The organism is Rhizobium sp. BK379 (assembly GCF_014193955.1).
Classification (GTDB): domain Bacteria; phylum Pseudomonadota; class Alphaproteobacteria; order Rhizobiales; family Rhizobiaceae; genus Rhizobium.
Genome location: NZ_JACIAD010000011.1, coordinates 133699 through 153859, shown reverse-complemented (window position 1 = coordinate 153859; position 20161 = coordinate 133699). Strand labels below are relative to the sequence as shown.

Here is a 20161-nt window from a genome sequence, read left to right as displayed (position 1 = left end):
ATCATCAAGGACTTCATCAGGAGACTACGTATGGAACAGGCAGGTCTCGGCTGGATCGCGGCAATCATCATCGGCGGCATCGCGGGGTGGCTCGCAGAGCAGTTCATGAAGTCCAACATGGGCGTCCTCATGAACATCATTCTCGGGATCGTCGGCGCGATCGTCGCAAACGCAATCCTGTCTGTCTTCGGCGTGGTTCTCGGCGGCTGGCTCGGCTATCTGATTGCCGGCTTCATCGGCGCCTGCATTTTGATTGCGATCGCGCGGATGTTCCGGCGATGAAGCCATAGCCAGACAGGATATAGAGTCGAAACGATCACGCCACCTCCTGGACCGCACCTGAGAAGGAGCGTCGTCGCGTTACGCCTGACGGAACAAGCGCACCACTGGGCGTGACAGCAGTGGGCGGCGACCTTCTAGATCGTTCGATGCCAGGTCAGGCGAGTTGCCTTTAGCGGTCTATTCGACGGCCGCATTTGTCAATATTTCCGTTGAGGCGCCAAGCTATATCTACGAGCTCACGGCGCTGGCCGGCGAAAAGCTGGAGCCTTCCGCTGATCCACCTGAAAACCCTTGGCATCTTTACGCCGACGCCTCCCCAGCGCGCAGCCTCGGATTTTGAGCAGGCGTGAGGACGGTTTACCGGCCTTGCCAGAACAGATTATGTCAGTAACGGGTCGCTTGTGCGCTCGCTTATTCAGAGCAACCTCGGCCGGCCGTTTGCTTTGCTTCAAAGGTTTCCTCGGCTCGCCTGTGGCGCAGGATCGCCGAAAACACCGTCAATCGGACTTCTTCCTTTGTAGCGGATGCGTTTGAGCCATAAGATGATGACGGATGGCCGCCCCAACTAGGGTTCGCCGAAGCCGCGTGCGCCGCGAGTCCAGAATGTCCGCTCGATACGGGAACAATGTCCTGTTGCGTTGGTTCCTTTCACGCGCTGCCGCCTCGGCGACGGCGCCTGAACGCTCGTTCTTGCCGACGATCGCCAGTTACCCGCCAGAGCCAGACAGGAGGACATCATGGCCAGCACAAAAACGCTCGACGACCTATTTCTCGACACTTTGAAGGACATCTATTTTGCCGAAAAGCAGATTCTGAAGGCCTTGCCGAAGATGGCGCGCGCCGCCGACTCCGAAGAAGGCAAGGCAGGATTTCTGCGCCATCGCGACGAAACGCAGGGTCAGATCGACCGAATCGAGCAGGTGTTCGAGCTGCTCGGCAAGCCTGCCCGGGGCAAGACCTGTGAGGCTATCCAGGGCATCATCGCCGAGGGCGAGGAGATCATGGAAGAATTCAAGGGGTCTTCAGCCCTCGACGCCGGGCTGATTTCATCGGCGCAGGCGGTCGAGCATTACGAAATCGCCCGCTATGGCACGCTCATCGCCTGGGCAAAGCAGCTCGGCCTAAATGACGCTGTGCCGCTGCTCCAGGCAAACCTCGCTGAGGAAGAAGCAACCGACGAAAAACTGACGCAGCTTGCCATGGCGCAGGCGAACGCCAAAGGCAAGGCCGCTTAGGCGGGGCGTCGAAGGGGCCGTCCTTGGTGGGCGGCCCTTTTCATATTCAACATCCTAAATCTCAGGGGACATCCGATGGCCAAGCGAACGGCGAAAACCGCGACTATACCTTCAGCCGGGGACACAGTGACAATTCATGACCAGCAGCTCCATCGCGGCGATGGCGGTGAGCTTCATCAGATCGCCGAAGACGGACATGACATACTGACGACCGCCCAAGGCGGTCCGATCGCCGACGACCAGAACATGCTGAGGGTCGGTGCCCGCGGTCCAGCCCTGATCGACGACTTCCACTTCCGCGAAAAGATCTTCCACTTCGATCATGAGCGCATTCCCGAGCGGGTGGTCCATGCACGTGGCTACGGCGCCCATGGATTCTTCGAAACCTATGAATCCCTGTCGGACATCACGCGCGCGGACGTGTTCCAGCGAGCGGGCGAGAAGACGCCTGTCTTCGTGCGCTTCTCGACGGTGGCGGGAAACAAGGGGTCTGCCGATCTTGCTCGCGACGTGCGCGGCTTTGCCGTCAAGATGTACACCAAGGAGGGGAATTGGGATCTGGTCGGCAACAATATTCCGGTCTTCTTCATCCAGGATGCCATCAAGTTTCCAGACGTGGTGCATGCTGCCAAGCAGGAGCCGGACCGTGCCTTTCCGCAGGCTCAGACCGCGCACGACAACTTCTGGGACTTTATTAGTCTGACGCCCGAAAGCATGCATATGGTCATGTGGATCATGTCGGACCGGACTATTCCGCGATCTTTTCGGTTCATGGAAGGGTTCGGCGTACACACCTTTCGTTTCGTCAATGCCAACGACGAATCCACTTTCGTGAAATTTCACTGGAAGCCCAAGCTTGGCCTGCAATCCGTTGCCTGGAACGAGGCGGTCAAGATCAATGGCGCCGACCCGGACTTTCACCGACGCGATCTCTGGCAATCGATCCAGTCCGGAAACTTCCCGGAATGGGAATTGTGCGTGCAGCTGTTCGACCAGGATTTTGCCGACAATTTCGATTTCGACATCCTCGATCCGACCAAGATCATTCCGGAGGAAGTGCTTCCGGTTCGTCCGATCGGCCGTCTTGTGCTTGACCGCATGCCCGACAATTTTTTTGCCGAGACTGAGCAGGTCGCGTTCATGACCCAGAACGTGCCGCCGGGTATTGATTTCTCGAACGATCCGCTGCTGCAGGGCCGCAACTTCTCCTATCTCGATACTCAGCTAAAACGTCTGGGTGGGCCGAACTTCACACATCTGCCCATCAACGCGCCGAAGTGTCCATTCGCGCATTTCCAGCAGGATGGGCATATGGCGATGCGCAATCCGGTCGGACGGGTCAACTACCAGCCCAACTCTTACGGCGAAGGGCCGCGGGAGTCTCCGACACGAGGCTATCGTCATTTCCCTGCCGAGGAAAAGGGCCAGAAGGTTCGCCTTCGTCCGGAAAGCTTTTCCGACCACTATAGTCAGGCGCGGCAATTCTACATCAGCCAGACGGGAGCCGAGCAACGACACATCGCAATGGCGCTGACCTTCGAGCTTAGCAAGGTCGAAACGCCTGTGATCCGCGAGCGAATGGTATCGCATCTAATGAACATCGATGAGACGCTTGCTGCCACGGTCGCTCAAAAGCTCGGGCTCCAATCAATGCCGAAACCCGCCGACGCTGCCATGCCGACCAGGCAGGATCTCGACCCCTCGCCGGCGCTCAGCATCGTTGAACGAGGCCCAAAACGTTTCGAGGGTCGTAAGCTCGGGATCCTTGTCGCCGACGGCGCCGATGCAAAACTGCTCAAGGCCCTGACTGCCGCTGTGACAAGGGAAAAGGCGGTCTTCGAGATTATTGCCCCGAAAGTCGGTGGCGTGACCGCGGCGGACGGAAGCTTCATTGAAGCGCAGCATATGATCGACGGCGGCCCGTCGGTGCTTTTCGATGCGGTCGTGCTCCTGACCTCTCATCAGGCGATCGAGGATCTAGTCAAGGAAGCGACCGCACGTGATTTCGTCGCCGACGCGTTCCAGCACTGCAAGTATATCGGCTACGACCAATCCGCTCTGCCGCTGCTTGACAAGGCAGGTATCGCCAATGCCCTCGACGAAGGCACGATTGCCCTTTCAAGCGGTAAGGATGTCGCCAGTTTCGTTGAGGAACTTGGCAAATTGCGGGTATGGGGGCGAGAACCCTCCGTCAAGCTCGGCAAGGCCTCCGCGCCGATTTCCTGATGCAAAAGGGCGCGGATCAGTTTCGCGCCCTTCAAGTTCTCGCGGCTAGGCAGCGGCGATCAGGAGTGTGTCTCAACATGATCGCCGCGCCATAGCGCGTGTACGAGCGTTGTTGATCCCGGTATCGCTCAACAAACAGGATGTCTGTCCGGGCTTTCGCACCATGCTCGCAAGACCTTTAAACCACTAATGCACCGACTTCGACGTTGGCGCATTCACTCGTGTAGCCGAAATTCCGACATAGGTTCCGATAAGCATGGTCGATACGTCATCAAAGGTGCAATATCCTTCGTTGAAGAATTCGAGCGCTGCCGAACATAGGACATGGGAAGCCTGCTCGTCGGGACGAAGTTCGTAATAGCGATACCACGCCTGGACCGCCTCCGAGAGCATCCGGAATTCTTGATCGCTGTGCATATCCACGTGATCCATGGTGAGGTCTCTGAGCGGCGAGATAGGGCCGGCACTCTTCGCGTCAACCGATTGACCATAGGAACCGCGGTTGCTTTTCGTTCAGACCGCCGATCCGTTTGTCGACCAGAGGGTAAATGGGATATTGTCCCATTATATGTGAAGCAGACGGCGCGATACCAATGCGAGCGCAGGCCATAGGCTTCATGATACGCGGACATCCTGCGTACGTCGACCTTTACAACCGCTGCAGACACCCGATCCAAACGAGCGGTGCCTAGCCCCGCGTTTTCAGAGCTGGATCCAAGCCACGCGGCGCATGTCTTCGATCGTGCTGTGTCCTGAGCAATGGCACGGAACCTTCTACTTCCTTGCTTGTTGGATCGACATGAACGACACCGAACGAAAAGCCAGCAAAGCCATGATCCGATACGTGCTGATGATATTCGTCATCGCGATTATCATTGCCGTAGCTTACCTGGCTTTGTTCACGCCCGGAAAGGCTGAGACGGTGTCGCCAGTGATGCGAGGAGGTCCGGATGCGATACTATATCTACGAGGTCCACACTGACGAGTCGCGTAACCGGCTGCTGAATGTGTTCAAAGACGAAGCTGAAGCCGGCGTCATGGAGCTGGAGCTCCAAAGCCATGCTCTGGAAACTGAAAACTTTTTTATCAAGATGTTTCCGGCACAGAACGTGGAGGAGGCACGGGTCAAGGCCGATGAGATGCGGCCAATACCCTTGATGCTCCACTGATTCCATGGCCTTCAAAAATGACTGGGGCGGCTTCGGGGCAAGCCTGGAGCGTAGCTTTCTTAACTTGCTCTCTCCGAATGAAGCCCCGTCCACATGCGCTTGCTGACCGTTGACGCAATGGCTGAGCTGTGGAAATGAGAAGAGTGAGCGCCACCTTTCTGCGAAACGAAGGCTACCTTTCTCACGGACGAGATTAAACGGGGCTGTGGGACTGCGCCTCCGGATGCCCCCATGCAAATGGAAACGCCTTTCGCATGGCGCCTTGAAACAAGAGATGGTCATCGCTGGCGCGAGTATCTTGAGGCCTGCTTTTCTTGCCCGATAAAGATCAAGCGTAAGGCCGCACGGTTTAAGCCGATGCTGGCGATCCATTGCTTTATGAAGTCGGTCTCGAAGACGTACAGTGCCCCTCTCCCTCAGTGGAACCGGGGTGGGGTGGCGCTTATTCGAGTATCAAATCATTGAAATAAAAAAGGCCCTCAGGCCGTGTGGCGCCTCCTTACGCGAAGGAGCCGATGCCGTTGGTCCGGCCAGTTTCAAGCGCGGAACGAAAGGTCTCCCTCACCGAGATCCGCGGCCCTTCCAAAGGGGACGATTGGCGGGGTTCTAATTCCAGCGACGCCGCCGAATTCGAGGGCGCCCGGCTGCGTAGATGCCGCTTAGAATCATTCCGAGGCCAAGCGCGGCTAGAGCCGCGCGCGCGTTTGATCCTGACACCGATCCGACCGTCTGCCTTGCCTCCCCGCCAAAGCGACCACCGATAACCTGCTTCGGATCGACTGGATTGAAGAGATTATCGGGTGGTCCTGAACGCTTCGGCTCGGCATCAAGCTGGCCTTTGAACGCGGTCGCGGCTGCCACTCGGTCGGTCACACCGGGAAATAGGAGCCCACCGAGGATCGTCTTTACCGTCGGCCGTCCAACCCAGAGTTCCCGAGGGGCAGTCAGCGCGCCCCGATAAACCTCAGCCGCCACGGCTTCCGGTGTGAACACGGGCGCGACGGGACGTGGCGCGTGGTGCATCTTGCATCTGGCCCAGCTGAATTGTTCCGTATTCACTGCTGGAAGGTGAACCATCGTGAGTTTGAGTGGCGAGCGCTCGTGAAGAAGCTCGCATCGCAATGCATCGACAAATCCTCGGATCGCAGCCTTGGCGCCGCAGTAGGCCGATTGCAACGGTATGGAGCGATAAGTCAGTGCTGATCCGATGCAGACGATTGTTCCTCGACCAGCGCGACGCATGTGCTTCAACGCGGTCTGCGTTCCATGCACCTGCCCGAGGTAGGCAACTTCGGTCACGCGCCTGAATTCATCTGGAGAAATTGTTTCGACGGTCCCGAACACGGTAACCATCGCGTTGTTGATCCAAACGTCAATTTTTCCCCATGCGCCGAGCACCCTTTCCGCCGCGGCTTCGATGGCGGCGGCATCGGCAACGTCCGCGGACAATTCGAGTGTCTAGCCGCCCGCCGCCTGGATCTCGGCTGCGACCGATTTGAGGCGTGCCCTCCCGCGCGCCAATAATGCGACACGCCATCCATGCCGTGCGAAGTTGAGCGCCACTGCTCGACCGACCCCAGCAGATGCACCCGTGACAACAACGACGGGTTTTTCCTTGACGATCATCGAGAGACCAAGCTCCTCACTTCGTGTGAGGCTTGAACGCGAGCAAACGCGGTTCAAAAGTGCGAGGCTTAGGTAATATGCCAGGAAAACCTGGATAAGGGCATGTCTACGATACCGACCTTGGTTACCTCTAAAAAGCCTCAGGATCGTAATTTTGGACAAGATGAACCAATTAAAAGGGCTGATTTCTCACGATTCCCGCCAAGCGCTACGCGATGCCAGCGAAGCTATCCGGTCTACATTGGCAGGAGCTTGTTACTAGTTGCACATTCGAAGTCGCTCGACCTTGCTTAAGCTTCCGCAAGGCGCGCCGCGATCTCGCGACGCAAAAAAGGGCGCGGATCAGTTCCGCGCCCTTCTAATGTGTCCCGGCCGTCGTGAACAGGTTACTTTGAATTCTTATGGCTCTGTTCGCCAGCCTTGACGTGCTGTTCGTGCGTGCCGCCCTGCTTGCCGGACGAGCTAGAGCTCTTGTCGGACGACGATGACGCACTCTTGCTGCCGCCCGACTTTGCACCGCCTTTTGACTGCGAACCACTTGTCGATGCCATGATTTACTCCTCCTTTTTCGAGATCGGATTGACCCCGCCTTCTTAACTTCGCTTAACCTAATCTGTTCCTCAGGATATGGGGGCCATTACGTCTTCGACCTTCGCTGAAGCACGATCCGCGCCGTTCACAACCGCTCACGCTTTCCTCGCGCGCAAAAAACACTGTCGCTGGAGCAACCAGAAGGGCAAGACCCCCCGAAGACCTTGACGTGTTCCGTCAGTGCTTCCTCGCAGCGTTGTCATCGGTAACTGGCGCGCCTCAAGAACCGTCTGCGTCTTCTAGAGCTTGAAGTTCGTCATCACCTTCAGCGTGACGAACGTCGCACGTCGAGTTTCAAGATATTGCCGAGCGATCGGAGGCGGCAGGCTGGAGGCCTCAGTAGGTGCTCGTCGCGGTGATCGAGCGCGTCTATAACCGGGCGCTAATGATGGAACAAATGCCGAGGTTGAAAACGTCAACCGGAAGGGAGTCCTATAGATTATGCGGGCCGTGCCGCACCCTGCCTGTTTTTACACCAGTGAGCTCCTGAGCGGTCCGCCTGCCCCCACAGGGGAGGTTTTGACCCTTCAATTCCGCTTTATTGTAAGAACAGCGCGAGAAGCCGCAGACGCCTTGGTCAAGGGCTGGCCGTCTAGCGATGGCGAAGAGTATTTCGCCGCGATGAGGGCCGTGCGTCGATGTGATGATCGGGGATGCCAGTCCGCCACAGCTGCGAGAAGTCATCGTCACGGCGGCAGGCGAAGTGGGTGTCACTGTTGTCGCCGTGGTCCACTGATCAGACAAACAGAGATCAACGACCAAGCTCAGCCCAAGTAGTCGACCCGCCGCGCTCCACGCATGAAAAGGTGGCAACGGGAAGGCGCGATCGGCCGGCAAGGCTTCTCCTCCGGTTATGTAGAAAAGGCGCAGGAACCGTCTCGTCCTGCCGGCGTTCTGCTATCGATGGAGACGGTAGATGGATCAGGAAGAGTATAACTGGATAAGTCGCCGGGCGCATCAAATCTGGCAGGGCGAAGGCTGTCCGGACGGGCGGGATCGCGAACACTGGTCGCAGGCGGTCGCCGACTGGCAAGCGAGAGGCCATAGCGAGCCGCCTCTGGGTCCCGACGCTGGGACCTTTCCCGTCCGCAGGGTCCTCGTTGTGGACGACGAACCGCTCATCAGATTTGCGACAGTCGATGCGCTCGAGGAGGCGGGATTCGAGGTCCTGGAGGCCGGCAACGCCGACGAAGCTCTTGCCGTATTCGAAGCAACCCAGATCGACGCTGTCTTCACCGACGTTAACATGCCGGGTTCCACCGACGGGCTTGGCCTGATGACACGCGTCCGGGCGCGAGCGCCACAAACACGTGTCATCGTCACCTCGGGCCATGTCCGTCTTGGTGCGTTCGACCTTGCGAGCGGCGTCTCGTTCGTTCCCAAGCCGTACGATCATAGTGCGATTGTAGACATGCTTAAGGCGTCATTCGGTTCATTTCCCGGTCCCATTTAAGAAAGGGCACCGATGAAATTTTTCTTTCACCTCCGCGACGTGGACTCCTATGAAGAGGACCACGAGGGGATCGAATTCCCTTCGGTTGCGCAGGCCGTCGCCGAGGCAAGACGGTCCGCTCGGGAAATGGTTGCTGAACTTGTTTTGCATGACGACGTGGTCGATGGCCGATCCCTTGAGATTGCGGGAGACGACGGTTCAGTCTTGGCAACCGTAGCGTTCAAGGACGCTGTTCTTATGCAATGAAATCAAAATTACGAACATCTGCGGCCGCATCGGGCGTCCGCCGTGTTATGAAGGAGAAAAGCTATGATGAGTGGTCCTTTGAAGGCCCTGCTGGGCGTGATCGCGGTGGCTGGTTACCAGAACCGTGACAAGATTGGCGAATTGCTGCGCGGGATCCAAAATCCGCAACGTAGACAGGACGCCCGACCAACAACTTCAGGTGAAGCTCCAGGGGGCCTAGAAGGGATTTTCGGTGGGCCTGGTGGATTTGGCGATCTCCTTAGCGGACTGTCGACAGGCGGAATCTTAAGAGGTGGTCTCGGCGACCTGCTGAAGACGTTCCAGCAAAATGGTCACGGAGAAAAAGCAGAAAGCTGGATCAGTCCGAGCTCCAACGCTCCGATCGATGGTGGCCAACTAGGTGAAGCTCTCGGTCCCGACATTCTCAACGAACTTGCTGCGAAGACCGGCCTTTCCCACGAAGAGATCTTAGAGCGGCTAAGCAGCGACCTGCCGAAGGCTGTTGACGATCTGACGCCTGATGGAAAACTGCCAGACGGGGAAGACGAATTGCCCTCAGCCGGCAGTAACCCGGCCGGTTTCGGCACGAAGGTTTGATGAGCACGCCGGGCCGTTGGCAGAGCGACAGCCTGCGGGCGTGGTCTTGAGCGTCGGCTCGGCTCGGCTCGGACAGATTTACGAATCGATCCTTGCAGCTCGTCGGCTGCAGACGGTGACCGCCCGACGCGATGATGAATCGCGCATTGAGCTCGGGTTTTGGAAATCATCTTCGCGCGTGCTGTGGGTGTCCGCCCCTTTCTGGCACCCGTTATCTATCTGCCTGCGCGATCGCACAGAATGCAGCTCAAACTAGCCCGCCCCGGCAGGCCTTTTTTGTTCTATGGAGCGGGAACAAAACAAGGCTTTTCAAGTATTTGCCTTGGGACCGCGCGGGGGCTAGCTCGTCTACCCTTCCCTTCAAAGAAACCGTGCGGTCCCACCATACAAGCCTCTTCGGCTCTAGCACGATGCTTGACCCGCGTTGGGCTACTCCATCACCGGGTGATGACCGAACTTATGCCGCGATCGTCGACGGGAAGATCCCGACCGCTTTTTATTGTCCAGGATGACTGCGCGACGCGTTTCAGGATCTAATCGACATGCGGCGGTGGCTGGAGGCCCAAGAGGCACTCGTTGCGGTGCTGAGCGAACTGCTTCCTGTTGAGTGTTGGCTCCTGATGTAGCCGGAACACCATTGAAACATCTTGCAAGTTATGGGGGGCGTGCGGCGCCCTCCTTGTTTTTTAGGGCACTGAGATGCTGCGCGGTCCGCTTTTGCCCGAACCACTCCCGAGTACCGCGTAGAAAACCATGACCGTGGCTTTCGTTAGAGCGTGAAGGTGGAGCGATTGATCCATGACTGCGAGACCCGGCTCGCCACCCCGTCAGCCGGCTGCCACCCGGGTCGTGATCAATGCAATCCGGGGCGGGTGTTCGTGATGCAGGACTAATCCACACGTACTTCTGACGGGGGCAAGAAATAAGGGCGTGCGCCGGCCCCATCTACCGGGTTCGATGGTCGGGCGTGCCGCCTCGGCTCCACCCTCAGCTGTTCGGGCCGAGCCGGATATCTAGGTTCGTTCGCCGCCTCGCCAGTAGCTGTCGATGATATGCTGGCCATTGTTGACAATCCGCTGACCGAGGTCGGGATCGCCGCCTTGCAGCGTATCCGGATCGCCGCCGCATAGACGGACGAAAGTCACCTGCTGAGCCGTGAACATGAAATAGTCTTTGCTGGTAGGCTCGAAATCGAGACCCGCCTCCGCAAGTTTTTCCGCGACTTCGGCTGCCGCGCCGTCGATTGCCTTGAAGACCTTTTCTAACATCGAGCGCTCTGCCGCCTCCCGGATCTCGAGGAAACGGCGCTGTTCGGACGTCTGCACGGAGCAGCTCTTCTCTGTCATATCTTCTCCATAAGTCATAGTTGGCGCCCATGGATGCGTTATCTCAGGTGGAGACGCAGTAGTCGCGGATGAAAGTCCGGAAGTTCAGCATTTTTGACGCTGCGCTCGCCAAAGTGACCAGGAAACGTCCGCTACGATAAACCCCACAAGCGCATCAGTTCGAGAGGAGCTGAAACGTCGGATGCAAGTACGAAAGGATCCTTCGGGTTCGACCGGTCACGCGCGCGCTTCTTGACGGGCAGTCCGTGGGCCAGGTCGGCGACGGAATAAAAAGTTACTGAGGATCCATGTGCAGTCCGCCAGGAGTGCAGTTCTCCCCAGGCCTTTTTCTGAATATGGCTCGATTCCCGATTGATGTTCATCGCTTCCAGCCACTGGTCGACGCTCGCGTTTGCGTTCTTTGGATTTACGACGCTGTCGGCCGTGCCGTGCCAAATGCTGATCGAAGGCCATGACCGCCGCTCGGGAGAGATGCCGACGATGCGGCTGCCCCATCCTTCAGCGGGTGTCGGAGCACCCGCCCTCATCGCGCGAAGAGCCGACATCGCCTCGCGAGCAGCGCCGACCGGCATTCCGGCGACGATCGCTGCGCCTGCAAAAAGATCGGGATAGGTAGCCACCAAGACTGCGGTCATTGCTCCGCCTGCCGAAAGGCCGACAACGAAGACCCGTTTCCGATCGACACCATAACGCTTGCCCGCGTGTTCGATCATCTGCCTTACGGAGAGCAGCTCGCCACGATCGCGGGCGACAGAGCTCGGCCGAAACCAGTTGAAGCAGCCGTGCGGATTGTTGCTCTTCGACTGCTCGGGATAGACGACGACGAAGCCCTTTTCTCTTGCGAGACGGGAAAAGCCGCTCGCAGCGTCCAGGCTCTCGGGCGTCTGGCCGCACCCGTGAAGCACGACCACCACCGGCGGGCGCTCAGGCAGCTTGGGCGGCGCGAAAAATTTCATCACGAGCCGTCCCGGATTGCTGCCGAAGCCCACGATCGTCTCGAGCCGTTGCGGCGCCTTGCGCGTTCGCCGCCGGCGCGGCGGCTGCAGAACGGCTTCGACGAGCCTGACAATCTTCTTTTGTGACCGTATCGCCCTCGACAGGGATCTGGAAAAACCGATCTTCAAGAGGCGACCGCTTCCAGCTTTGCGAGCAAGGCCCGCAGGCCCGGCTGGCTTTCCTCGCCGACGGCGACCTTAAGTGAACACCATTTCTGCCTGCGCACCGTCTTCTCGGGGAATTCCGTAGAAAGTCCGGTGGCCTCGAGGAGGCGAACGGCAACGAGATGGCCCTTGGGTAAGCCCCAGCGACCATTTCTTTGGCTGCCGATCAAAAGGATGCAAAGCACGCGCTTGCCGTTGCGACGATAGCAGATGGCTCCAGCCTGCGCGACCCGGGACCTTGCCGTCGGTGTCGAGGAAATGAGCGGGTTGTCCGCGAGCATGTTTTCGATTTCTTCCTACGTTTCATCAAAACGATGTGGCACCGAACTACGACAGGTGGGTCGGCGTTTAACAGCTTCCACTATCAACCGGAGTTCATCTTTGTCGTCAGAAACCGAATTGAAGATCGATCTTTCGGAGGAAGCTCTCGAGCGCCTTGTTGGTTCCCATCTGCTAGGCGAGGCCGGACGGATTATCGAGCAGCGATCAACATACTTCGATACCCCGGATCGCAGGCTTTGGCGGGAAGGATGCACGCTTCGCATCCGTAAGGTCGGCGAAGCGCGCATGCAGACCGTCAAAGCCACCGGACCCGCACGCTCACTGTTTGCGCGGTCGGAGTGGGAAACGCCCGTCAACCGAGACGAGCCCGTCGTCGATCATACCAGTCCCCTCGCCGGCGAGTTCGGCAGCGAGCTCAAACTGGAACCGGTGTTCGACGTCGTGGTTGAACGGCGGCAATGGGATATCGAGGAGAACGGCTCGCGCTTCGAAGTCGTTGTCGATCAAGGAGAGGTTGTCGCCGGCGACCGTCGCTCCCCGATCCGCGAGGTCGAGGTCGAACTTAAAGACGGAAACCCGAGCGACCTTTTCGTCTTCGCGCGAAGGATCGACGCCGTCACGGGCTTCCGGTTTGGCGTGCGCTCGAAGGCTGAGCGAGGCTTCGCGCTCGTCGAAGCTCAGAAACTGGTCTTCAAGTCAGAACCTATCCATCTCGACCCGGACATGAATGCGGCTGCGGCATTCCAAGCGATCGCCGTTTCCTGTGTCCGGCAATTCCGATTGAATGAGGACGTGCTCCTCCAGAAGCGGAACTCGGAGGAGCTGCATCAGGCCCGCGTCGCTCTTCGACGGCTGCGGTCGGCTTTCTCCCTTTTCAGGGAGCTCATCCCGAGCGACGAAGCGCTTAGGCTCAAGGAAGACCTGCGATGGATCGCCGCTGCGCTCGGGGAGGCGCGAAACGTCGACGTCCTGCTCGCCAAGGCAGAGGATGCCGACCTTGTCCTCAAGCTCAAGTCAGCCAGGGACGTCGTTTACCGGGATGCAATTGAAGCATTGAATTCTCCGAGGTCACGGGCCCTGATGCTCGGCCTGATAGAATGGCTCTGGAGCAGGGACTATTCTTCCGGAGACATACCTGGCGCTCGTGATTTTGCAGCGCGCGCGCTCGACAAGCTGCGCAAACGGATAAAGAAGGGCGGGCAAGCGCTGGCGAAGATGGACGACGAGCACCGTCACGAGGTTCGCAAGGACGCGAAGAAGTTCCGGTATGCGGCGGAATTCTTCGCATCGCTGTTCGACGACAGACGAGGCGCCCGTCGACACAGGAAATTCCTCGCTGCGATGGAACTGCTTCAGGATGATCTTGGCAGCCTGAACGATCTTGCGACCGGCCCCGATGTACTGCAGAAGCACGGTCTATCGGACCACCCGGCGAAGGATTCGGTCCTTTCCCATGCAGACAAGGAGGCGTTGATCCATAGGGCGCAAGCGTCGGTCGATGAGGTGCTCGATACGAAGCGGTTTTGGAGATAGCAGCACCGCCTTGGTGGTTTGGCGAGCGATGCCGCGATGGACGAGCGGCCAAGTCTACGTTACGAGCCGCCATTGTCACTCGCCCCACCGAAAGCCAAGATTGGCCCAAGTCAGGGCTGCAGGGATTCGGCGCGACGCCTGATCCTGATCTCGATACGACGCCGTTCCTTGACGTTTCCGGCCCGTCCACTGGTGAGCGTGTCGCCGGGAATGACCAGCTGCGCAGCTGACATCGGCAAGACGGTCACGTCCTTCAGCTTCGGATTTGCCTTTAGGATATTTGCAACGGCGATCGCCCGCGCGAGACCGAGCCCGGCGTTGTCGGCTGGCTGAAGCGTCTCGACCGGAAGCGCGCCGTCGATCACTTCGATCGATGCGTCGTCGAGATTGGACATGCTCCTGGAAAGGCGCTGTTCGTCCGTATGTCCGATCACCTCGATCACATCGACCTTGTAGCGCTCAAGATTGTCGGCGATCTGGTCGGCGATCGATGTCTCAAGCCTGTCTTCGAACTCCGGTGTCAATGCGGCGCTACCTGACGTGAAATAATAGCCGCCGGCTTCGGAAAGGTTGATGATCGGTGGCCACTCATGGGGTTCGGTCTGACCGTGTAACAGCTGTTCGAGCCGGTCACGAGCCTGGTCGAGCGGGATATTATTCGCCACCAGCACCTTTCCGACCGCCGCAAGCTTGGCGAGATCAGCGGGGCTCGCATCATTCATTTTCAGCCTGTCTATGATCTGTCGGGCAGAGACGAGCTCGCGCCATTCGCTCTCGAATTTGACCCGATCGGCTGCCGACATGTTCGCGCCGAGCTTGGACTGTGCCTCGACAAGCTGGGCGGAAAGTTCCTTGTTCTGCTGTTCCAGCTGGGCGAGCCGTTGCTCGGCGTCCATCCGGTGCCTGCGTTCGGCCGTGATCATGGCGGCCGCGACCAGCAGCAGGCAGAAGACCAGCAGAAGCATGGATTCTGCCATCGTCAGCCCCAGAATGAGGCCGCGGTTATAGCCCTTGTGTTCCAGCTTTGGACCTGCGCTTGCCCTTGTCACCATTTGAACAACCGTCGCTTCGGCTCGCCCGGCGCTGGATTGGCTTTCGTCCTTTCAGGTGCCACCGACACCGGTTCTGTATCCACGGTCTTGTCCTCGCCCGCCACTATATCCTCGACAACCTCTGGGATTCTCGCAAGGCTGGACGACGACGAACCGTTCCGGTCACGCTCGAGAGCTTCGGCGATGCGATCGAGTTTGCTGTCGATGCTGCTCAGTGGCCTGAGCGCGTCGTCCACCGTAACAGTCTGCAAGCGCGTCTGCGCCATCACCTCCTCCATCCGCCGCAGATGGGCATCGGTCATGTCCCTGATGGCATCGATCGTGGGGGTCAACTCGAACCGGATCACATCTTCGGGCGGCCTGATCTCTCCAAGACGGGTCCCGACGCCCTCAACCGCAACCCCGAACCGGTCGATGATCGTCGAAAGTCTATCCGTGGTCTCGTTGAGTTTGCGACTTGCTTCTGCGGCCTGATCGGTCACCGAGCGATTGTGATCCCCGATGATCGATGAAAGCCTGGCCGCGGCTTCCTGGATCGGGATGATCGCCTCCTTGGTGATAGATTCGATCACCTTGCGGATTTCCTCGCCGTTTTTTTCCGCCTGACGACCGATCTCCTCGAAGCCCTCCGTCAACATCTGGTTGCTGACCCTGCGGTAGTTGGAGAACTCGCGGGCGGACGTGTCGAGCTCGGTTCGCACCCGCCGCGTCATTTCCGCAAGCTCGTGACGGGCGCTGCGTTCGATGTCGATTGGGTCGCGGCGCATCTGGTTGAAGAGGATGCGGAGTGTGACGCCGGCGATCGTCGATGTGACTGCGATCCCGAAGTTGCGCACGATCGTCTCGATCGACGTCTCGCCAGCAAACAGGTAGAGCGATACGCCAAGGCTCGAGAGGGTGAACAGAAACCCCATGTAATAGAGGTTGTCGCCGGCCTGCTCGTTGTGCAGGCGGAAACCGGCAAGCGCGATCGATGCCAGGAAATAGACCGCCATCAGCACCAGGGGCACGGCGGTCACAACAAGGGTCGACCAAGCCGCGAGCTTCGCCGTCCAGATGAAGATCATTCCCCCAATCGTCACCACTGCAAACAGCACAACAGGCGCCCAATCGCGAAATGCGGTTCTTCCTGTCTCGTTCGACGCCATCACTCCAGTCCCTCCAGACGGGTGAAACCTGCGAACTCTCCGTTGTTCTTCTCCACCCAGGATTTCCAGAATGCCGCCAGGTCCTCCATCTTGAACTTTTGGCCCGGCCGCTGGAACGCCAGGATCCTGACCTGCACCCCATCCAACGAGGTCCTGAATTTCTCGCGCGCAGCACTGCTGTCGAATTTGGCGATCGAAACGCCGTCGCGATAGCTGGAAAACGCCGCAGTATGTTCGACCATGTCCGAGGCAATGTACAAGGTTTTCGGAATGCCAGCAGGCAAAGGCTGGAAGGCTTCGAGGTTAATGCGCTGAATGCCGGCCATGATCGGCGAAAACTCGCCTGAAGCGCCAGACCCGAGTTTTCCCGCGATGTCGTCGAGCGGCTTCTGGAAACCTTTCTCCCAGCGCTGCTGCACGAGCTTCGGATTGCTGGTCCACTCGTTGGCGAGATCACCGCTGCCCGGATTGCAGCCGTGGAAGGTTCTTTGAAGCTCGCCTTCCTTTTCGGTCAGCGCATAGACGTCGATCGCACCGCTGACGGGGACGCCAGACACAAGCCGCTGGAACTGGTTCTTCAAATCGAGGGACGTCGTGCCGGAAATCGGATCCGTGACATCAAGAAGGACGGCGGTCTCGCTGGTCGGACCCGTCGTCGGGCAGAGCGAGGCCTTGTCGAGCGAGACCGCGGACATCGCCTGATACTTCAGCCACCCAAAAGCGCCGATCATGGCCAGTGCCACTGCCGACAATGCAATCGTCGCCACCACAGCACCCGTCGAAAAGCCGCCTTTCCTTGAACGACTGTTACGCCGCCTGTTCCGCGCCAACGCCCGCCTCCGGGAATAGATTGTCCAGTCTGTGATACTGCTCGACGGCGACCTCGAAGGCAGAGCCGATTTTCCTGATCTGATCGCTGAGTTCGGCCTGGGCGACCTGGACGCGTTCCGACAGAACGCGATCGTCCCATTCCCCGCTGATTTTGAGGACCGGTACAATCCGCTCCAGCGTGTAGGCGCTCGTGAAGTACAAAGGCTCCGGTTCGCTTCTCGCGGCCCGGTTCGCCTCACGATAAGCCGTCAAAACAGCATTCGCCGTGCGCTCGAGATGACCCTGGTACTCGGCAAACAGCCCAGCCGTACGGATTCGGTGGGCGATGATCGCGGCCGACTCCTGCCGGCGCGTGCTCAGGTCTCTGACGATCTCCTCGATCTTGTCGTTGTGGTCGTCGCGAATTTCCCGAAGGTTGTCGATCAGATCAAGCTTTCCGGAAATGTAGTTTCGCCGCGCCTCGTCCAGCCGACGTTGGACGCCAGCAAAACCCGGATACGGGTCTGTGAGCATGCAGCCGTCAATAAACGCCAGGATCGAGAAAAAAATGCCGATCGCAAACAGCATCCAGGAATTCAATTCGCTCAAACCTAGCGGGTTTTCGCGGATCCGGCGGACGACTTCGGTCCCGGCCCCGTCGAGGATCGTGGCCGATACTTCGCGATAATGGGCGAGCGCAATATTCACGGCAAGCGCAACGACAATATAGCCGACCAGGCCGAACAATCCGCCGAGCTTCATGAGCCAGGACCGGTGCACAAGATTGCGAACGCAGAAGAAAGCGAATAGCAGTGCAGCGCCAATGTTGAGGACGGCAAAGACGACCGCCTCAGTTATGCCGCCGATGATGCCCTGTTCGCTGCCCTTGGCCAGAAAGTTGCCGTTCATGACGATCTCGATTAGGACGAGAACGATGAGCAGCGCGATCTTGACGCTCGTTGCGCCCGCACTCGGGACCTTTGCCGCGCGATCCAGCCGATGCTGCCTCTTGAAAGACCTCATTTCGTCCTCGGCAATCTTGAGATCGCGGCGCAAGCCGTGGAGTTCGTCGACGCCGCTGGCGATCTCGGCCTTGAAATCCGAAAGGCTAGAGGCGTTTGCCTGCCGGATCAGCCCGAACTGTCCCTCGAAATCGAGATTGCGCAACCGCCCGTCGAAGGTCTGGAACTGATCCTCAAGCAGCTGATAGGCGGACGCTTTTTCCTGCTCGATGCGACCGACGATCCGCTGTTCGACCTCATCGAGGAACTGGGCCGATGACGCCGGACGATTGGCCCTGCCGTTCTCGTCTCCCTTTTCGCGCACATCCAAGGTCTGGGTAAGCTTGTCCGTATCGAGTGACGGGAAAATCTCGGTCGATGCCCGGAAGTCGTGGCTGGATTCGCGAACGCTGGTCCAGAGCTTGTTCAGTGCGTCAAACGGCAATGCATCCTCGTCGGAAACATGATTGCGAAAATCCTAACATGCAATGCGTAGCGTAGTGGTTGTGATCGGTCCAGCAGCAGCATCCTCTTAGAGGGTTTAATTGCGGACCACGGTTAATCTGTGTCGTGTCGGCTATCCTGTCGCTTTAATCCTCGAATTCTCACCGCGCCATCGGATGGCGCCCGCGAAGCGACCATCTACAACAGAGTCCACCCGGGCTCGACCTGACGTGCAACGGTGGGAATGTCCACGCAGTAGATATTTCGACAGTCGAGCGTGTTTGGACCCCGATTATCGCGTGCCACTGCTTCAGCGTGTCCGATTTCCGCTGGAGGGCTTAGCATGCTCTTTGCTTTTAATTCCGCCGTGGCGGGATGATAAAGGCCTGATCGGGCCTCAAGGAGATGGTGGGATAATCGCTGCCGCTCGTCCCCAACAAAGAACGCTCGGCCTAGTCCTGCCACCGGCGCAGATCCGTCTGGTCGTGATAGCCCATACGGTCGGGCGTGGTGATAAATTCAATCGTCGTGCCCCATGGCATGCGGCAGTAGCAGACCTTGTTTCCAGGGCCTTTTTCGGTTGCGTAGGGTATAGCGCGCGGCGCGGTAAGAGAGGTGCCTCCAGCTTTTTCAAAGCGTTCTACCGACGCGTCGATGTCGTCGGTGTAGACACCGAAGTGAGTAATCCCAAAGTCGCTCGCTCGAACCGGCTTGGCTTGTGCGGGGCCATGCATTTCAAAGAGCTCGATGTCAGGTCCGGTACCGATCTTGACCATCGCCTGTGCGCGCACGACCGTTCCGGGGAAAGCACCGGTAGCCCGTTCGAAGTCGGGTCCCTGACGCGGCGCATCCCGCGGTCCGAAGGACTGGTAGATCACCTGACCGCCGAAAGCTTCCACCAAGAACGATTTTGCTGCTTCGATGTCGGGCACTGTGATGCCAATATGATTGACGCCGCGAATGACAGGTGCGGTCATGACAGTTTCCTTTCTTATTTAATCGATCGAATGCGGTAGGTGCGGGCGCAACTTGCCCGCAGCGTCGCGATCCGCCCCGCGACGGGGCGGCCGCAGAGTTTCAGCTGGCCTTGAGGAAATCGATGAGAGCGGCCGCCACTTCTGCCGATCGCTCGTCCGCGACATAGTGGCTGCACCGCTCAATCGAGCCGCCCGTCACATTGCTGGCGAACTCCTTCAGCATCGGGACCATATGCGCACCGAAGCGCTGATCCCCGCCGAGACCTAGTACTGGTATCTCGAGCGGTCGCTTCTTGTACTCCAGCGCGGCCGCATGATCGCCGGCGAGGGTACGATACCATTCCATGCCGGCGCGCGTGCGGCCAGGAAGTGCCAACGCTTTCGCGTAGATCTCGATGTCCGCCGGATTGAAGGTGCTGTGATCGTAGAACCGCTCAGCCATGAAGGTCGAAACATAGTCATATTCACGGCCATGGATCAGGCGCTCGGGTAGATCCCGGTTCATATGGAAGCTGAAGTGCCAGAGCCTTGCGATCGTCGCCTCCCATTGCGTCCAGCCGGGAAGCGGAACGTCGAGCACGGCCAGGTGGGTGACAGCCTCCCGATAGATGGCGGCCTGCGGCAATGCCACCATTCCGCCAATGTCATGACCGCACACGGCGTAGCGTTCATGCCCAAGGGCAAGCATGACCTCATGCGCGTCGCGCGCCATCGTCGCTTTGTCATAGCCGTCAAGCGGGCAGTCGGAAAAACCCGCGCCCCGCAGATCCATGGCCACCACGCTCAAATGCTCGGCCAGCAGCGGCATCACATGGTGCCATTCCCACCAGGTTTCCGGCCAACCGTGCAGGAGAAGGATCGGCGGGCCTGAGCCCCCAGTGGCGGCGTTGATCTTGATCCCATTCGCCGGCACCAGTTGCTGGGTAAACCCCTTCAGAGTTGCGATCATGGTCACTTTCCAGTCGATGTTGACGTTAGCAAAG

Annotated in this window: 20 protein-coding genes and 1 pseudogene; 9 read left to right on the top strand and 12 right to left on the bottom strand. The window is 58.8% G+C overall.

Annotation, left to right across the window (positions count from 1 at the left end):
• Nucleotides 1-30 precede the first annotated feature (30 nt).
• The 3 genes from FHT93_RS34290 (at nucleotide 31) to catE (ending at nucleotide 3743) form a co-directional block, all read left to right on the top strand.
• Complete coding sequence (locus tag FHT93_RS34290; RefSeq protein WP_018114695.1) at nucleotides 31-282, top strand: GlsB/YeaQ/YmgE family stress response membrane protein; 252 nt, start codon at nucleotides 31-33, stop codon at nucleotides 280-282.
• 737 nt (nucleotides 283-1019) lie between these two features.
• Entirely contained in the window at nucleotides 1020-1517 is a 498-nt protein-coding gene (locus FHT93_RS34285) for a ferritin-like domain-containing protein (RefSeq protein WP_018114694.1), read from the top strand.
• Nucleotides 1518-1592: 75 nt separating this feature from the next.
• Nucleotides 1593-3743 (top strand): catalase C, encoded by a 2151-nt coding sequence (gene catE / locus FHT93_RS34280; protein ID WP_029616394.1) that lies wholly within the window; start codon nucleotides 1593-1595, stop codon nucleotides 3741-3743.
• 186 nt (nucleotides 3744-3929) lie between these two features.
• Here catE and FHT93_RS34275 read toward each other — a convergent pair whose 3' ends face one another.
• Nucleotides 3930-4160 carry a hypothetical protein gene (locus FHT93_RS34275; protein ID WP_246715780.1) on the bottom strand — a complete coding sequence of 77 codons (231 nt, stop codon included), beginning with the start codon at nucleotides 4158-4160 and terminating at the stop codon, nucleotides 3930-3932.
• Nucleotides 4161-4693: 533 nt separating this feature from the next.
• Here FHT93_RS34275 and FHT93_RS34270 point away from each other — a divergent pair.
• Nucleotides 4694-4912, top strand: coding sequence for a hypothetical protein (locus FHT93_RS34270; RefSeq protein ID WP_018114690.1), 219 nt, complete (start codon nucleotides 4694-4696; stop codon nucleotides 4910-4912).
• 606 nt (nucleotides 4913-5518) lie between these two features.
• Here the strand turns inward: FHT93_RS34270 and FHT93_RS34265 are convergent.
• Together FHT93_RS34265 and FHT93_RS34260 are read right to left on the bottom strand one after the other, a co-directional pair.
• Nucleotides 5519-6538, bottom strand: a pseudogene (locus FHT93_RS34265) (SDR family oxidoreductase).
• Nucleotides 6539-6924: 386 nt separating this feature from the next.
• Nucleotides 6925-7089 carry a hypothetical protein gene (locus tag FHT93_RS34260; RefSeq protein ID WP_018114688.1) on the bottom strand — a complete coding sequence of 55 codons (165 nt, stop codon included), beginning with the start codon at nucleotides 7087-7089 and terminating at the stop codon, nucleotides 6925-6927.
• A 481-nt stretch (nucleotides 7090-7570) separates the two neighbouring features.
• Between FHT93_RS34260 and FHT93_RS34255 the strand changes: the two genes are divergently transcribed.
• The 4 genes from FHT93_RS34255 to FHT93_RS34240 all read left to right on the top strand — a co-directional run bounded on the left by FHT93_RS34255 (nucleotide 7571) and on the right by FHT93_RS34240 (nucleotide 9425).
• A complete protein-coding gene (locus tag FHT93_RS34255) occupies nucleotides 7571-7906 on the top strand; it encodes a DUF982 domain-containing protein (RefSeq protein ID WP_246715778.1) in 336 nt (111 codons plus the stop codon).
• Between the two features lie 139 nt (nucleotides 7907-8045).
• On the top strand, nucleotides 8046-8582 hold the full coding sequence (locus tag FHT93_RS34250) for a response regulator (protein ID WP_018114687.1): 537 nt from the start codon (nucleotides 8046-8048) through the stop codon (nucleotides 8580-8582).
• Between the two features lie 12 nt (nucleotides 8583-8594).
• Nucleotides 8595-8828, top strand: coding sequence for a hypothetical protein (locus tag FHT93_RS34245; protein ID WP_183851341.1), 234 nt, complete (start codon nucleotides 8595-8597; stop codon nucleotides 8826-8828).
• 63 nt (nucleotides 8829-8891) lie between these two features.
• Nucleotides 8892-9425, top strand: a complete 534-nt coding sequence (locus tag FHT93_RS34240) for a YidB family protein (RefSeq protein ID WP_018114685.1) — start codon at nucleotides 8892-8894, stop codon at nucleotides 9423-9425.
• Nucleotides 9426-10438: 1013 nt separating this feature from the next.
• On the opposite strand, the gene FHT93_RS34235 is transcribed toward FHT93_RS34240, so the two are convergent.
• The 3 genes from FHT93_RS34235 to FHT93_RS34225 form a co-directional block, all read right to left on the bottom strand.
• The gene (locus tag FHT93_RS34235) at nucleotides 10439-10771 is read right to left on the bottom strand and encodes a hypothetical protein (protein WP_018114684.1); all 333 of its coding nucleotides are present in this window, start codon (nucleotides 10769-10771) and stop codon (nucleotides 10439-10441) included.
• A gap of 131 nt (nucleotides 10772-10902) precedes the next feature.
• Nucleotides 10903-11895, bottom strand: a complete 993-nt coding sequence (locus FHT93_RS34230) for a PHB depolymerase family esterase (RefSeq protein WP_183851340.1) — start codon at nucleotides 11893-11895, stop codon at nucleotides 10903-10905.
• Nucleotides 11892-12212 carry a hypothetical protein gene (locus tag FHT93_RS34225; protein WP_018114682.1) on the bottom strand — a complete coding sequence of 107 codons (321 nt, stop codon included), beginning with the start codon at nucleotides 12210-12212 and terminating at the stop codon, nucleotides 11892-11894. The genes FHT93_RS34230 and FHT93_RS34225 overlap by 4 nt, the downstream gene beginning before the upstream one ends.
• 100 nt (nucleotides 12213-12312) lie before the next feature.
• On the opposite strand from FHT93_RS34225, the gene FHT93_RS34220 reads away from it, so the two are divergent.
• Nucleotides 12313-13746: a CYTH and CHAD domain-containing protein gene (locus FHT93_RS34220; RefSeq protein WP_112547287.1), complete on the top strand. Its 1434-nt coding sequence runs from the start codon at nucleotides 12313-12315 to the stop codon at nucleotides 13744-13746.
• 110 nt (nucleotides 13747-13856) lie between these two features.
• Here the strand turns inward: FHT93_RS34220 and FHT93_RS34215 are convergent, their stop codons facing one another.
• The 6 genes from FHT93_RS34215 to FHT93_RS34190 all read right to left on the bottom strand — a co-directional run bounded on the left by FHT93_RS34215 (nucleotide 13857) and on the right by FHT93_RS34190 (nucleotide 20127).
• Nucleotides 13857-14798 carry an OmpA family protein gene (locus FHT93_RS34215; protein ID WP_183851339.1) on the bottom strand — a complete coding sequence of 314 codons (942 nt, stop codon included), beginning with the start codon at nucleotides 14796-14798 and terminating at the stop codon, nucleotides 13857-13859.
• Entirely contained in the window at nucleotides 14792-15946 is a 1155-nt protein-coding gene (locus FHT93_RS34210; RefSeq protein WP_018114679.1) for a hypothetical protein, read from the bottom strand. The genes FHT93_RS34215 and FHT93_RS34210 overlap by 7 nt, the downstream gene beginning before the upstream one ends.
• Nucleotides 15946-16776, bottom strand: coding sequence for a hypothetical protein (locus tag FHT93_RS34205; RefSeq protein WP_029616392.1), 831 nt, complete (start codon nucleotides 16774-16776; stop codon nucleotides 15946-15948). The genes FHT93_RS34210 and FHT93_RS34205 overlap by 1 nt, the downstream gene beginning before the upstream one ends.
• Entirely contained in the window at nucleotides 16754-18202 is a 1449-nt protein-coding gene (locus FHT93_RS34200) for a hypothetical protein (RefSeq protein WP_113207539.1), read from the bottom strand. Before FHT93_RS34200 ends, FHT93_RS34205 begins: the two co-directional genes overlap by 23 nt.
• Nucleotides 18203-18653: 451 nt before the next feature.
• Complete coding sequence (locus FHT93_RS34195) at nucleotides 18654-19178, bottom strand: VOC family protein (protein WP_018114676.1); 525 nt, start codon at nucleotides 19176-19178, stop codon at nucleotides 18654-18656.
• A 100-nt stretch (nucleotides 19179-19278) separates the two neighbouring features.
• Entirely contained in the window at nucleotides 19279-20127 is an 849-nt protein-coding gene (locus FHT93_RS34190; RefSeq protein WP_113207538.1) for an alpha/beta hydrolase, read from the bottom strand.
• Nucleotides 20128-20161 lie beyond the last annotated feature (34 nt).